Source organism: Polynucleobacter sp. MWH-Spelu-300-X4, from assembly GCF_018687515.1.
Classification (GTDB): Bacteria; Pseudomonadota; Gammaproteobacteria; order Burkholderiales; family Burkholderiaceae; genus Polynucleobacter.
Genome location: NZ_CP061294.1, coordinates 719534 through 733518, shown reverse-complemented (window position 1 = coordinate 733518; position 13985 = coordinate 719534). Strand labels below are relative to the sequence as shown.

The following is a 13985-nucleotide window of genomic DNA, read 5'->3' as shown; positions in this document are numbered from 1 at the left end:
TTTAAGTTGCTGGCTTACTAGCTACCACATAGTTTGTCGTGAACAAAGCAGCTAACAAGAATGATGCAATCACCACAAATACCAATGACTCATAGTGCCAATCCATCAACATACCAAACATAATCGGACCAAGTGCCAAACCTAAATCAAGCCCGGAATAAACAATTCCAAATACTCGACCAGATGCCTCTTTAGGAGTTGCCTGACGAATCATAAGATCTCTTGATGGTCCAGCGATACCCACGCAGAAACCCATCAAAGTAAATAAAGTCATGATGGTGCCGCCAGATAACCAAGCCAAAGAAATCAAGATGGAAATGCTCGCAGCAAAAATGAATGCAGCAATAATCACGCGCTCAGGAAACTTAGCTTTAGCAGCAATAAAACCACCCACAAACATGCCGCCAGCACTAGCCAACATATAAGTTGAATAAGCAGTCGTGGACAAAGCAAGAGGTAAGTCATACAAAACCTTTAGCGCAGATGAAGCGAAACTTTGAACCCCCGCTAAAGATACAGATGTCAAAAAGAAAAATCCCCAACATAACCAAACTGCCGGAAGTTTTAAGAATGCAACTGAAAATGGTGACTGATCTTTTTTATTTAACTTCTCTTGAGCGCGATCTTCAGCAGAGCCTAAAAGCACATCTCTTCTGATTAGAAGTAATACGAATATAAGAGCAATCAAAATAGCTGCGCCCAATAAAGCAGAACGCCAACCATATAAAGAAGTCATCGCCACAAGAAACGCAGGCGCGGCTGACCACCCTAAAGCTCCTGAAATGCCATGCATAGAATAAGCATGTGGCACACGCGCAGGACTTACACGTCTATTAATCAACGTATAGTCAGCAGGATGGAATACCCCATTTCCAAGCCCTGCCAAAGCAGAGCCCAAAATTAAAATCAAGTAGCCATTTGAAACAGACAAAATAATAGCTGAGGCACACAAAGAAATAATGCCAAAAAATAGCACCTTCAATGGCCCTGAATGATCAACCCAAAACCCCGCCGCCGCCTGAGTTAAGGTAGAGATAACGAAAAATATCGTCATCAAAAAACCAAGTTCTGCGTAACTTAAACCAAACTCAACTTTTAACCATGGAAATAAAGGGGCTAGGATTAGCTGATAAAAATGTGATGAGCTATGGGCCAAGCTGATGAGGCCGATAACTTCTGCGTCTTTGCGTATAGTCATCGGCCAATCTTACTACTACTTCAGCGATTACGCTGAAGGCTCACTCAAGCTTAGTGAACAACCCTGTCAAAAATAAAGTTCCCTTTTTTATCGACATCCACAGGCACAATATCTTTCGGCGCAAACTTGCCTTCTAGGATCAATCTAGCCACAGGGTTTTCAATATATTGTTGGATAGCTCTCTTAAGTGGTCTAGCACCAAATACCGGATCGTAGCCAGCTTCTGCTACCTTTGTTAAGGCTGCATCACTCACCTCAAGAACCATATCCATCTTCGCCAAACGATCGGTCAAACGTTGCAACTGAATCTTAGCAATCGATGCAATATTCTTTTGATCCAAGCCATGAAAGACCACCATCTCATCAATACGATTCAAAAACTCTGGGCGGAAATGGCCTTTTACTTCTTCCATCACAGCCTCTTTCAGCTTATCTTGAGACTTACCACTCATCGACTGAATTTTATGTGAACCTAAATTGCTGGTCATCACAATCACTGTATTTTTAAAATCAACTGTGCGACCTTGGCCATCGGTCATGCGACCATCATCAAGCACTTGCAATAGCACATTGAATACATCGGGATGAGCCTTTTCCACTTCATCCAACAAAATCACGCTATATGGTTTACGGCGCACTAATTCCGTTAAATAACCACCCTCTTCATAGCCAACATAACCTGGAGGCGCGCCAATTAAACGAGCCACACTGTGTTTTTCCATGAACTCGCTCATATCCACACGAATCAAATGTTCATCACTATCAAATAGGAATTCAGCAAGCGCTTTGCATAGCTCAGTCTTACCAACACCTGTTGGCCCCAAGAACAGGAATGAACCATAAGGTTTACCTTCATCAGACAAACCGGCCCGTGAACGGCGAATCGCATCTGAAACAGCGCTAATCGCCTCTTCTTGACCGACTACGCGTTGATGCAAATAATTTTCCATTTGCAATAACTTATCGCGCTCACCTTGCATCATCTTCGATACAGGAATACCCGTGGCACGAGAAACCACCTCTGCGATTTCTTCTGCACCCACTTGCGTGCGCAATAACTTATTTTTCTGCGCCGCGCCTTTTTCCTCGGCGACAGCAGCAGATTTCAATTTACCTTCCAACTCGGGCAATTTGCCATACTGCAACTCAGCTACTTTCTCCAATTTACCTTCACGTTGAAGCTTGGCGATTTCAGACTTAACTTTATCGATCTCTTCTTTAATAGATGCAGTACCTTGAGCAGCACCTTTCTCAGATTTCCAAACTTCTTCTAAATCTGCATACTCCTTACCCAAGCGCTTAATTTCTTCTTCAATTAAGCCAAGACGCTTCTGAGAGGCCTCATCCTTTTCTTTTTTAACTGCCTCACGTTCAATCTTTAGCTGGATCAAACGACGATCTAACTTATCCATCACTTCAGGCTTCGAATCAATTTCCATTCTGATACGTGACGCGGCTTCATCAATCAAATCAATAGCTTTATCTGGTAAGAAGCGATCTGTGATGTAACGATGCGACAACTCAGCGGCAGCAACAATCGCTGGATCCGTAATCTCAACACCATGGTGCAGCTCATACTTCTCTTGAAGACCTCGCAGAATAGCAATCGTGTCTTCAACACTAGGCTCACCCACCATCACTTTTTGGAAACGACGTTCTAGCGCCGCATCTTTTTCAATATATTTGCGATATTCATCTAATGTAGTAGCACCAATACAATGCAGCTCACCACGAGCCAAAGCAGGCTTCAACATATTGCCAGCATCCATCGCGCCATCTGCTTTACCTGCACCAACCATCGTATGAATCTCATCGATGAACACAATGGTTTGCCCTTCATCCTTGGCCACATCCGTTAAAACAGCTTTCAAACGCTCTTCAAATTCGCCACGATACTTAGCACCCGCCAATAGCAAGGCCATATCCAATACCAATACGCGTTTATTTTTAAGTGTTTCAGGAACTTCGCCATCCACAATGCGTTGAGCCAAACCCTCAACAATTGCAGTCTTACCAACACCAGGCTCACCAATTAAAACTGGGTTATTTTTAGTACGGCGTTGCAAAATCTGAATGGCGCGACGAATCTCATCATCACGACCAATCACCGGATCTAATTTACCCAAACGAGCACGCTCGGTTAAATCAAGCGTATATTTTTTAAGCGCCTCGCGCTGATTTTCTGCATCCGCACTATTCACAGACTGACCTCCACGCACTGCCTCAATCGCAGCTTCTAAAGTTTTACGAGTAACCCCCACTGACTTAAGAGCTTTACCTAACTCACCCTTATCATCAGTCAATACCAATAAAAACAACTCGCCGGCAATAAAATCATCACCGCGCTTAGTTGCTTCTTTTTCCGTTAAGTTAAGGTGCGCAGACAAAGATCGGCCAATCTGCACATCTCCCCCTGTACCTTGTACTTGGGGTAATTTAGATACCAAACCTTGAACAGCTTTCTCCAAAGCTGCGGCATTGCCACCCGTTCTATTAATTAAAGACTTAGCCGTGCTATCGGACTGCTGGAGCATGGCCAACAATAAATGTTCAGACTCAATATACCGATTATCTGCGTTCAAAGCCAAGCTTTGGGCATCGCCCAAAGCTTCCTGGAATTTGCTGGTTAATTTATCTAATCTCAAGACAATTCTCCTCTATTCAATGAACAGCATATGGCTATGAATAGGTAAATTTCAAGTGATTTAGATCAAATATATTGCTGGCTTTATCATTAGCACATGTCTTGGTGTTTATATCTCTTGGAATGTTCTGATGGAAGCTACTACGCTGGCATCACCAACGACCTGGAGAACCGTATCAAAGCCCATAACGAAGGCCTAGGCGCCAAATACACCCGAGGACGAACTCCGGTGACCCTACTTGCCCAAAAGGCATTTTTGGACCGTTCTGCGGCCAGCAAAGCGGAAATAGCAGTCAAAAAACTTCCTAAAGCTCTAAAATTAGGGTTCTTTCAGTGAGCCAAGTAGAACTTAAGGACATTCAACGCCAAGTTGAAGATATTTATAGCGTTGTTAAAAGCCAATGGCCAGGATTTAAGACCCGAATTGGCCAAGAAGAAATGTTCGACCAAATTTGCCAGACGCTAAGCCTAGCAAAAGAGCTCAAAGATGAAAGAAATGGCGACAATATTCTAGTCATCGAAGGAAAAACAGGCGTAGGCAAGACGCTAGGCTACTTAATTCCAGCGATTGTATTTAGCAAGCTCCTAGGACGACGCGTCATCATCAGCACAGGAACCGTTGCACTCCAAGAACAACTGATTCAAAAAGACTTACCTAACCTAGCTGGAATCTCTCCGATAGAATTTAATTACGGGTTAGCCAAAGGCCGTGGCCGATATGTATGCAATATTAGGTTAGAACAAATTAGCGGCAAAGCTAAGCAATCAGCTCTATTTGAAGATGCCAATTGGGATGGCCCACCGAAAGAACAAGATAAAGATAAATTCTCAGACGCTCTAGCTAATCTCAATGATGGCTCTTGGAATGGTGAGAAAGATTCCGCCCCTCCAGAAATCACAGATGGCATGTGGTCACGCATTGCGGCTGAACGTAGCTCTTGCCTTGGCAGACACTGTCAACGCTTTAATGTTTGCCCTTATTTCAACGCAAGACGTGACTTGGTCAAGGCTGACATTATTGTTGCCAATCATGATTTAGTCATATCTACCATCGCCTCAGGCTCAAAAATACTGCCAGACCCAAGTGAAACGCTTTACATCTTTGACGAAGCTCACAATTTACCCTCCGTGGGCATCAAACACTTCGCTTCTTCTGTCGGACTGATTGCCAGCACCCGTTGGTTAGAGAAAATCATGGCAGCCGTGTTACGCGCGGATGCATTACTACCAGACTCCAATGGCAAAACCGTAGAAGAAATTCATGAGCATGTCGAAGATTTAATCATGCACACCAAACAAATGATTAATTCACTGAGGTTGAGCAACTTTGTAACCCATGATGCACCCATCCAACGTTTCTCACACGGCCGTCTCTCAGAGGAGTTCACAAGCTACGCGGAAACCTTAAGTCCACTTGCCATTGGTCTTAATAATCGTGTTGGAAAAATACTGCAACAACTCAACGATCAAAGAAACAACAGTATCGACAAAGATTCTTTTAGCCCAGCCATTTTAGAAATTGGTAGCTATCAATCTAAAACAGAAAATTTATCGAACACTTGGCATTTAATGCAAACTGAGACAGATCCGCCTATTGCCAAATGGGTTGAATGGCAAGACTTGGGAACAAGTTTCGATTTCAGACTTCACGCATCTCCCATCAGTGCAGCCCACAATTTAGCTCAAGCACTTTGGTCAACCAGCTCAGCCGCCGTTTTGACATCTGCCACCTTAAGAACCATGGGTGACTTCCAGTATTTTCTGCGTCAAACAGGCCTTAACTGGTTTCCCAAGACAAGTACATTTGAAGCGCAATCACCGTTTGATTACGAAAAACAGGGTACATTTTCAGTACCTGACATGGAGCAATGCCCTAGCGCGAATGCATCAGGACACACATCAGAACTTGCCGAAGCCATTCCTAGAGAACTAACGGATTTAAAACATGGTGCCTTGGTATTGTTTACCTCTAAAAAACAAATGAAGGAAGTTCACGACAACCTTCCGAACGAATTCCTTCAAGATGTCTTCATGCAAGGGGATCTTCCGCGCAGCAAACTTCTAGCATCCCATGAGCAGCGCATTAGCAATGGCCATAGGAGCATTTTATTTGGTATGCAAAGTTTTGGTGAAGGCTTAGATTTACCAGGAAAATTATGCGAAGTGGTGGTCATTACCAAACTGCCATTCGCACCACCCGACTCTCCAGTTGAAGAAGCTAAATCAGAATGGTTAGAAAAAAATCAGGGCAACCCTTTTTATGAAATCAGTGTGCCAGCAGTCGCTCTTAAACTACAACAATGGGTAGGTCGAGGTATTAGAACCGAAACAGATACAGCCAAGATTATTGTTTTAGATAAACGCTTAAAAACAAAACCCTATGGCAAAAAACTTATCGCGGGCTTGCCGCCTTTCAAGAAATTAATGTAAGAGTATTAATTCCACTTTTTAAGCGCTTCATCATCGCTTAATCTTGCATCCACCCATCTAGAACCATCTGCTGTATCTTCTTTTTTCCAGAATGGCGCTAAGGTTTTCAAATAATCCATCACATACTCGCAAGCGGCAAAAGCTTCTTCACGATGCGCACTAGTTACTGCCACTAAAACAATTTGATCTTCAATATGCAAAGGGCCCACTCGGTGAATAATCAAAACATCAAAAATATCCCAACGAGCTTTGGCTTTTTGAATAATCTCTTCCAGAGACTTTTCTGTCATTCCTGGATAGTGCTCTAGCGTCATAGCCGACACTTTCGCACCATCATTTTGTTCACGAACAGTTCCAACAAAAGCTGCTACTGCCCCTACGCGAGCATCCCCAGATCTTAATTTTTTGATCTCAGTAGAAAGATCAAAATCTTCCGTTTGAATATGCACAGGCATATTGATTTACCCCCCTGTCACTGGAGGGAAAAAAGCTACTTCAGCGCCATCAACTAACAAAGCATCCAATTCAACCATATGATGATTGATAGCTGATCTCACCGCCCTACCTTCTGCCAGTGCTTCTGCCCACGGAACACCACGATTAGTCAGGTACTGGCGTAATTGCCCAACTGTCTTGATATCGTGAGGTAAATCAATAAGCTCTTCCGAGGTTTTTAAAACCTCGCGCAATGAAGCAAAAAATTTAACCTTAACTCTCATAACGCTAGCTTAAAGCATTCCGGAAAATGGCAGATATTTCACCACATCCCCACTCTTAATAGTTTGGTTGGGTGGGTTATCCACCAAACCATCAGCCCAAGAAGCGCTGGTCAAGACTCCGGAGCCTTGATTAGGGAATAAATCTAAACCACCCTGATCATTTAAGCGCACACGCAAAAATTCATTACGACGATCTGCTTTAGGCCAATCAAAATCAGCGCGCACTTGCATCTCTGGTGTTTTTACCAAGCCTCGCCCTTGCAAAGCCGCAATAAACGGTCTAGCAAATAACAAAAAAGTCACATAGCTCGCCACAGGATTACCTGGCAACCCCATAAAGAAAGTTTGCTGATTACTTTTACCTGTGGCCTGATTAATCGTACCGAAAGCCAAAGGCTTACCAGGCTTAATAGCAATTTGCCACATATCCAAATGTCCTTCTGCTGTAACGGCAGGCTTCATATGATCTTCTTCACCAACCGATACGCCACCAGAAGTAATCACTAAATCATGATCAACTGCTGCCTGCCTTAATGCAGCCCGCGTTGCCTCCAATGTATCGGGAACAATGCCCAAGTCTGTCGCCTCGCAACCCATCGCACGAATACAACCCAATAAAGTATCTCTATTAGAGTTGTAAATGCTGCCAGGCTTTAGTGGCTGACCAGGCATGGTTAATTCATCACCAGTAAAAAAAGTAGCTACTTTAATTTTTCTAAAAACTGGAAGTTGCGCATACCCAGCAGACGCTGCCACGCCTAATTCTTGCGGGCGCAATAAAGTACCTTGCTTTAATGCTGGCAAACCCGCCGTCAAATCTTCGCCTTGAATACGAATCCATTGGCCTTTTTGTGGCATCTCAAGAATAGTTACTTGATCACCCTGCAATTCAGAAAGCTCTTGCATCACAACCGCATCAGCCCCAGGCGGAATGTTTGCGCCTGTGAATATTCTTGCTGCAGTACCAGACTCCAATAAAGTCCCTACATGTCCAGCCGGAATACGCTGGGCCACTTTTAAGATTGTTCCAACAGCTTTTACATCAGCGGTCCGTACAGCATAACCATCCATTTGCGTGTTATCTGCAGGCGGAACATCTACCTGACTTAATAAATCTTCAGCCAATACTCGACCTAAAGCATGTTGCGTATCGACCATCTCGACAACAGGAGTCGAGCTTACTTGACTCAAAATCAGAGACAAAGCCTCTGCTGCCGTTTTCATGGCGGGTCGTTGCTGTGAAGATAATTGAGTGGCGGTCATAAAAAATATGCGATCTACTTTATTTGAATGCCGCTTGTCAGAAGAATAAAGTTTGCCATCTCTTCTAAATTATCAAGATTCAAAACTGGTAGATCTTTATCTAATACTGGCTTATTAACTGCTTTCACACCACCTGGATAAGCTACCGCCTGAATATAAGGGTCCGTGTGCGCTTTCAAGGAGTTCTTGGCGCATTCTTCATGATCAGCGCGCCACAGCTCAATTTTAGGTACTGGCGAGGCTTTAAAGCCCTCTAGAAACACCAAATCGCATGGCGCCAATTTGCTTAACTGCTCTTCGATGCTCATTTCTTGAATAGTTTCTTGCTCATGCATTAACACCCAGCGCTGATCAGAAACTAACAAGACCTCACCCGCCCCCGCCTCTCGATGACGATACGAATCCTTACCAGGACGATCTACATCAAAACGATGGTGAGTATGTTTAATAACGGAGATTTTGTATTTTTTCTCCGCTAAATAAGTAATCAATTTTTCAATGAGTGTTGTCTTACCAGTTCCCGAATACGCAACAAAGCCAATAATGGCTGGCTTTGTTGGTATATCAACTGAACTCATTGCCTAATTAAAGACCGGTGTGTTGAGCTAAAAAATCTTTTACTTGATTCACATCAGCAGCCATGACTGTGACACGCTGAGGCTTATCCTCAATACCTACAAATGATGCTGGGCGATCTGGGGCGCGACCAATCGCCTCTTCAATTGTTTCAGCAAATTTAATAGGCAATGCAGTCTCCAATACCAACATAGGAATATCCGCCTCAAGATTCTCACGAGCCACCTTAACGCCATCTGCTGTATGCGTATCAATCAATACGCTGTATTTGGCATGCACATCTCTAATTGTTTCTAAGCGATTAGCGTGCGTGCTCTTGCCAGAGACAAACCCATACTTTTGAATGTCCTGATACACAGGATCTTTTGATAAATCAAAACCACCTTTAGCATCAACATCTTTAAACATACCTGCTGTACGAGCAGCGTCACGGCCAACCAAATCATAGACAAAGCGCTCAAAGTTACTTGCCTTAGAAATGTCCATCGATGGGCTGGTTGTGTGGAATGTTTCCGCTGATTTGCGCGCTCTATAAACGCCTGTCTTAAAGAACTCATCCAATACATCATTTTCATTAGTGGCCACCACTAATTTTTCGATAGGCAAGCCCATCATGCGTGCAATATGCCCTGCACATACATTGCCAAAATTCCCAGAAGGCACACAGAAAGAAACTTTTTCTTCGCTATTTTTCGTTGCTAACAAATAACCCTGGAAGTAATAAACCACCTGAGCCACCACACGCGCCCAGTTAATCGAGTTCACAGTACCGATCTTATGCTTTTCTTTATAAGCATGATCATTACTAACCGCTTTCACAATATCTTGAGCATCATCAAAAACACCTTCAATAGCAATATTGAAAATATTTTCATCTTGCAATGAATACATCTGAGCAACCTGGAATGGACTCATCTTGCCCTTAGGGGACAACATAAATACGCGCACACCCTTTTTGCCACGCATCGCGTACTCTGCAGCACTACCTGTATCACCAGATGTTGCCCCCAAAATATTTAGCTCTTGACCTTTTTTACTCAAAGCATATTCAAAAAGATTGCCAATCAACTGCATGGCCATATCTTTAAATGCCAAAGTTGGTCCATTAGATAAACTTAATAAACCTAAACGAGCACCCTTTTCATCACCTAGCCAATGAATCGGCGTAATGTCTTCCGCACGATCACCAGATCGACCATTGCAATACACCTGCGCTGTATAAGTCTTTTTAATAAGAGCTCTTAAATCATCAGCAGGAATATCATCACAATACAAACTAAGTATTTCAAATGCCAAATCTGCATATGAAAGACCGCGCCAAGCATCCAACTGCTTCTTGGTAATTTGCGGATACTCCGCTGGCAAAAATAAGCCACCATCAGCAGCCAAGCCACCCAAAAGGATTTCTGAAAAACTTTGATTCGCGTTATGTCCGCGAGTTGATATGTAACGCATTATTTAATTAGCTTAAGTTTTCTAAACGAATTTTTGTCACAGAACCTTCAACCGTCTTAAGGCCTTCAATCTTAGCAATAGCTGCCAAAATATTTTTTTCCTTAGTTTCATGAGTCAACATGATTAAATCAGTTTGATTCTCACCATCACTAGCTTCACGCTGCAACATAGCATCAATAGAAATGCCATTATCAGCTAGCACACGAGTGATATCTGCCAACACACCAGCCACATCAGCTACACGCAAACGCAAGTAATAGCTAGTTGTCACCTCACCCATTGGCATAATAGTCGTATTGACTACCGAACCTGGTTGGAATGCCAAATGAGGCACACGATGCTCTGGATCAGCGGACATCAAACGGCTCACATCCACCAAATCAGCAATAACAGCGGAAGCAGTTGGTTCAGCACCAGCACCCTTACCGTAATACAAAGTTGTGCCAACCGCATCACCTTGAACTTGAACCGCATTCATGGCACCTTCCACATTCGCAATCAAGCGCTTTGCCGGAATCAATGTTGGGTGAACGCGCAACTCAACGCCATCAGCTGTTTTCTTAGTGATGCCCAACAACTTAATACGGTAGCCCAATTGCTCAGCATAACGAATATCCACTGCTGATAGCTTTGTAATACCCTCCACATAAGCCTTATCAAATTGCATTGGAATACCAAATGCAATTGCGCTCATGATCGTTGCCTTATGGGCAGCATCAATACCTTCAATATCAAATGTTGGATCTGCTTCAGCATAGCCTAAGCGCTGAGCTTCTTTTAGCACCACATCAAAATCTAAACCTTTGTCACGCATCTCAGACAAAATAAAATTGGTTGTGCCATTGATGATGCCGGCAATCCACTCAATACGATTAGCCGTTAAGCCTTCACGCAACGCTTTAATAATAGGAATACCACCAGCCACGGCAGCCTCAAAAGCAACTGTTACACCTTTAGCTTGAGCAGCGGCAAAAATTTCATTGCCATGAACAGCTAATAACGCTTTATTAGCTGTCACTACATGCTTACCAGCATTAATCGCAGCCAGCACTAATTCTTTAGCAATTCCGTAACCACCAATGAGTTCAATAACTACATCAATCTCTGGGTCATTCACAACCAACTTAGCATCATTCACCACCTTGGCGCGACCCTTTACCAATTCTTCAGCACGCTTAGTATCCAAATCAGCGACGGTATGAATGCGAATACCACGCCCAGCACGGCGCGTAATCTCTTCTTGATTACGATCTAAAACAGTAAATACACCACCACCAACAGTACCGATGCCTAAAAGACCAACTTGAATAGGTTTCATGAAAATGCTCTTACTTATAAATGTGAATTAAATGGAAATAGTTATTTTGTTAATTATTTTTTGCCATGCTTGGCGCGATAACGCTCCAAGAATTTAGCTAAGCGGCCAATGGCCTCGCGCAAAGTATCCTCATGCGGCAAGAAAACAATCCTAAAGTGATCTGGCTTAGGCCAATTAAAGCCACTACCCTGCACCAAAAGAACCTTCTCTTCACGCAATAAATCAGCAATGAACTCTTGATCATTTTTAATTGGATACATTTCAGGATCCAACTTAGGGAATAAATACAACGCAGCCTTAGGCTTAACGCAAGTCACTCCCGGGATCTTCGTAACCAACTCCCAAGCAAGGTCACGCTGACGACGCAAACGACCACCATCAGCCACCAAATCATCAATACTTTGATATCCGCCCAAGGCTGTTTGAACAGCATATTGCCCAGGCACATTCGCGCATAGACGCATTGAGGACAACATATTCAAACCTTCGATGTAATCTTTTGCTTGACTCTTATCCCCTGAAACCACCATCCAGCCAGAACGATAGCCACAAGAACGGTAGTTCTTAGATAAACCATTAAAAGTTACCGTCAAAACATCCGTTGATAAAGAAGCTATCGAGGTGTGCTTCACGCCATCAAATAATGTCTTGTCATAAATCTCGTCAGCAAAAATAACCAAGCGATGCTCACGCGCAATCTCGATGATTTCCTTAAGAACTTCATCGCTATATAAAGCACCTGTTGGGTTATTAGGATTAATCACCACAATCGCTTTTGTATTAGGCGTAATCTTCGCTCTAATATCAGCCATATCTGGTGACCAGCCTTTTGATTCATCACATAAATAATGTTTAGGTGTACCTGTCGATAAACTAATCGCTGCGGTCCACAATGGGTAGTCTGGGGCAGGAACCAACACCTCATCACCTGGGTTTAACAATGCATTCATTGTTAAAACAATTAACTCTGATACCCCGTTACCCATATAGATGTCATCAAGACCAACACCTTGGATACCTTTTTCTTGGCAATAGTGCATCACGGCTTTGCGTGCAGCGAAAATACCTTTTGAATCTGAATAAGCTGCAGCGTTCGCCAAATTACGAATCATGTCCAACTGAATTTCTTCAGGAGGATCAAAACCAAACACGCCCACATTACCAATATTGAGCTTAATTATTTTTTGGCCTTCTTCCTCCATTTTCTGCGCGAGCTCAAGCACAGGCCCACGAATGTCGTAGCAAACATTATTTAATTTGGAGGATTTTTTAATTTCTTTCACAGCTATCCACTTAAAGTCTTATAAGAACACTATAAAGTCTTAATTTATCTATAATTTTGTAATTATGACAGAGCCTGAGGCCAATCCTACGTGAAACTACAAGCGGATAACCAACCAACCTTAAATACCGTATCAGCTTATGGGGTTAATTTCATCGAAATTAATGCTGTTAGATATGAGTCTTCCCTCCTGCTAATGCCTGAAGGGCCTGTTTTAGATTGGGGTTGCGCCTCGTTTGAAGAACTAAAACCGGCTAATTTCCAAGAAATTGCCGATAAAAAACCAGCTTTGGTTATCTTAGGCAGCGGAAAAAAGATTAAATTCCCCAAACCAGAACTAATTGCACCCTTGATTCAAGCAAAAATAGGCATTGAAACCATGGATTTACAAGCCGCCTGCCGAACCTACAACGTTCTAATGGCAGAGGGTAGAAACGTCCTGGCTGCCCTAATTATCGAGAAATAAGCGCTAAAAAAGCATTCTTTCTTATAAGTCTGATATAAATAGAACTGATAACAAAAATTTACTTTCGGAGATTCCATGAGTGTTGTTTTAGGCAAACCAATTCCCTATTTCGAAATCCCAGCCACAAGTGGCCTTGTATTTAACCCAACCGCTTGTAAGGGTCGAAAATTGGTTATGTATTTCTACCCTAAAGATTCAACACCTGGATGCACCGTCGAATCCATGGAGTTTAGAGATACCATCGATGCGTTTACTCAAGCCAATACCCTCGTTGTTGGAATCTCTCGAGACACACTCAAATCACACGATAATTTCAAAGGCAAATTAGAGCTTCCTTTTGAACTAGCAGCGGATACAGAAGAAGTCCTTTGCCAGATGTTCAATGTGATGAAAATGAAAAATATGTATGGCAAGCAAGTTCGCGGGATTGAACGCAGTACCTTCCTCATTGATGAAGAAGGCGTCCTTCGCCATGAATGGAGAGGATTGAAGATTCCAGGGCATGTTCAAGAAGTTTTAAAGGCTGCCCAATCTTTATGATTGCATTGTCATAAAAATTAGGATAACTTATCACCTAGATGCTAAATATTACATTTACCTCAATAACCGCCGCCCCACCAGGTAGGCGGTTTTT

The 13985-nt window shown here is 42.9% G+C and carries 13 protein-coding genes; 4 read left to right on the top strand and 9 right to left on the bottom strand.

The window, feature by feature from the left end:
* Position 1 precedes the first annotated feature (1 nt).
* Both ICV01_RS03815 and clpB read right to left on the bottom strand, forming a co-directional pair.
* Positions 2 to 1198 (bottom strand): MFS transporter, encoded by a 1197-nt coding sequence (locus tag ICV01_RS03815; protein WP_215288776.1) that lies wholly within the window; start codon positions 1196 to 1198, stop codon positions 2 to 4.
* A gap of 50 nt (positions 1199 to 1248) precedes the next feature.
* The gene (clpB, locus tag ICV01_RS03810; RefSeq protein WP_215288774.1) at positions 1249 to 3843 is read right to left on the bottom strand and encodes an ATP-dependent chaperone ClpB; all 2595 of its coding nucleotides are present in this window, start codon (positions 3841 to 3843) and stop codon (positions 1249 to 1251) included.
* Positions 3844 to 3939: 96 nt separating this feature from the next.
* Between clpB and ICV01_RS03805 the strand changes: the two genes are divergently transcribed.
* Both ICV01_RS03805 and dinG read left to right on the top strand, forming a co-directional pair.
* Positions 3940 to 4179 carry a GIY-YIG nuclease family protein gene (locus ICV01_RS03805; protein ID WP_215288772.1) on the top strand — a complete coding sequence of 80 codons (240 nt, stop codon included), beginning with the start codon at positions 3940 to 3942 and terminating at the stop codon, positions 4177 to 4179.
* Complete coding sequence (gene dinG / locus ICV01_RS03800; protein ID WP_215288770.1) at positions 4176 to 6272, top strand: ATP-dependent DNA helicase DinG; 2097 nt, start codon at positions 4176 to 4178, stop codon at positions 6270 to 6272. The genes ICV01_RS03805 and dinG overlap by 4 nt, the downstream gene beginning before the upstream one ends.
* A 5-nt stretch (positions 6273 to 6277) precedes the next feature.
* On the opposite strand, the gene moaE is transcribed toward dinG, so the two are convergent.
* Genes moaE through ICV01_RS03765 form a run of 7 tightly spaced genes read right to left on the bottom strand, consistent with a single transcriptional unit; the run spans position 6278 to position 12886 of the window.
* Positions 6278 to 6727: a molybdopterin synthase catalytic subunit MoaE gene (gene moaE / locus ICV01_RS03795; protein WP_215288769.1), complete on the bottom strand. Its 450-nt coding sequence runs from the start codon at positions 6725 to 6727 to the stop codon at positions 6278 to 6280.
* Positions 6728 to 6733: 6 nt separating this feature from the next.
* On the bottom strand, positions 6734 to 6991 hold the full coding sequence (gene moaD, locus ICV01_RS03790) for a molybdopterin converting factor subunit 1 (RefSeq protein WP_215288767.1): 258 nt from the start codon (positions 6989 to 6991) through the stop codon (positions 6734 to 6736).
* A 9-nt stretch (positions 6992 to 7000) separates the two neighbouring features.
* Positions 7001 to 8215 (bottom strand): gephyrin-like molybdotransferase Glp, encoded by a 1215-nt coding sequence (glp, locus tag ICV01_RS03785; protein ID WP_215289122.1) that lies wholly within the window; start codon positions 8213 to 8215, stop codon positions 7001 to 7003.
* Between the two features lie 53 nt (positions 8216 to 8268).
* Positions 8269 to 8832, bottom strand: a complete 564-nt coding sequence (gene mobB / locus ICV01_RS03780) for a molybdopterin-guanine dinucleotide biosynthesis protein B (RefSeq protein WP_215288765.1) — start codon at positions 8830 to 8832, stop codon at positions 8269 to 8271.
* A gap of 7 nt (positions 8833 to 8839) precedes the next feature.
* A complete protein-coding gene (gene thrC, locus ICV01_RS03775; protein WP_215288763.1) occupies positions 8840 to 10285 on the bottom strand; it encodes a threonine synthase in 1446 nt (481 codons plus the stop codon).
* A gap of 7 nt (positions 10286 to 10292) precedes the next feature.
* The gene (locus tag ICV01_RS03770) at positions 10293 to 11603 is read right to left on the bottom strand and encodes a homoserine dehydrogenase (protein WP_215288761.1); all 1311 of its coding nucleotides are present in this window, start codon (positions 11601 to 11603) and stop codon (positions 10293 to 10295) included.
* A 53-nt stretch (positions 11604 to 11656) separates the two neighbouring features.
* Complete coding sequence (locus tag ICV01_RS03765) at positions 11657 to 12886, bottom strand: pyridoxal phosphate-dependent aminotransferase (protein ID WP_215288759.1); 1230 nt, start codon at positions 12884 to 12886, stop codon at positions 11657 to 11659.
* Positions 12887 to 12976: 90 nt separating this feature from the next.
* Here ICV01_RS03765 and ICV01_RS03760 point away from each other — a divergent pair, with 90 nt between their 5' ends.
* Together ICV01_RS03760 and ICV01_RS03755 are read left to right on the top strand one after the other, a co-directional pair.
* The gene (locus ICV01_RS03760) at positions 12977 to 13351 is read left to right on the top strand and encodes an Mth938-like domain-containing protein (RefSeq protein ID WP_215288757.1); all 375 of its coding nucleotides are present in this window, start codon (positions 12977 to 12979) and stop codon (positions 13349 to 13351) included.
* Positions 13352 to 13426: 75 nt separating this feature from the next.
* Complete coding sequence (locus tag ICV01_RS03755) at positions 13427 to 13891, top strand: peroxiredoxin (protein WP_215288755.1); 465 nt, start codon at positions 13427 to 13429, stop codon at positions 13889 to 13891.
* Positions 13892 to 13985 lie beyond the last annotated feature (94 nt).

Coding starts and splice junctions, on each gene's coding strand:
- ICV01_RS03815 (WP_215288776.1), bottom strand. CDS start 1,198: ATGACTATACGCAAAGACGCAGAAGTTATCGGCCTCATCAGCTTGGCC.
- ICV01_RS03805 (WP_215288772.1), top strand. CDS start 3,940: ATGTCTTGGTGTTTATATCTCTTGGAATGTTCTGATGGAAGCTACTAC.
- moaE (WP_215288769.1), bottom strand. CDS start 6,727: ATGCCTGTGCATATTCAAACGGAAGATTTTGATCTTTCTACTGAGATC.
- moaD (WP_215288767.1), bottom strand. CDS start 6,991: ATGAGAGTTAAGGTTAAATTTTTTGCTTCATTGCGCGAGGTTTTAAAA.
- glp (WP_215289122.1), bottom strand. CDS start 8,215: ATGAAAACGGCAGCAGAGGCTTTGTCTCTGATTTTGAGTCAAGTAAGC.
- mobB (WP_215288765.1), bottom strand. CDS start 8,832: ATGAGTTCAGTTGATATACCAACAAAGCCAGCCATTATTGGCTTTGTT.
- thrC (WP_215288763.1), bottom strand. CDS start 10,285: ATGCGTTACATATCAACTCGCGGACATAACGCGAATCAAAGTTTTTCA.
- ICV01_RS03770 (WP_215288761.1), bottom strand. CDS start 11,603: ATGAAACCTATTCAAGTTGGTCTTTTAGGCATCGGTACTGTTGGTGGT.
- ICV01_RS03755 (WP_215288755.1), top strand. CDS start 13,427: ATGAGTGTTGTTTTAGGCAAACCAATTCCCTATTTCGAAATCCCAGCC.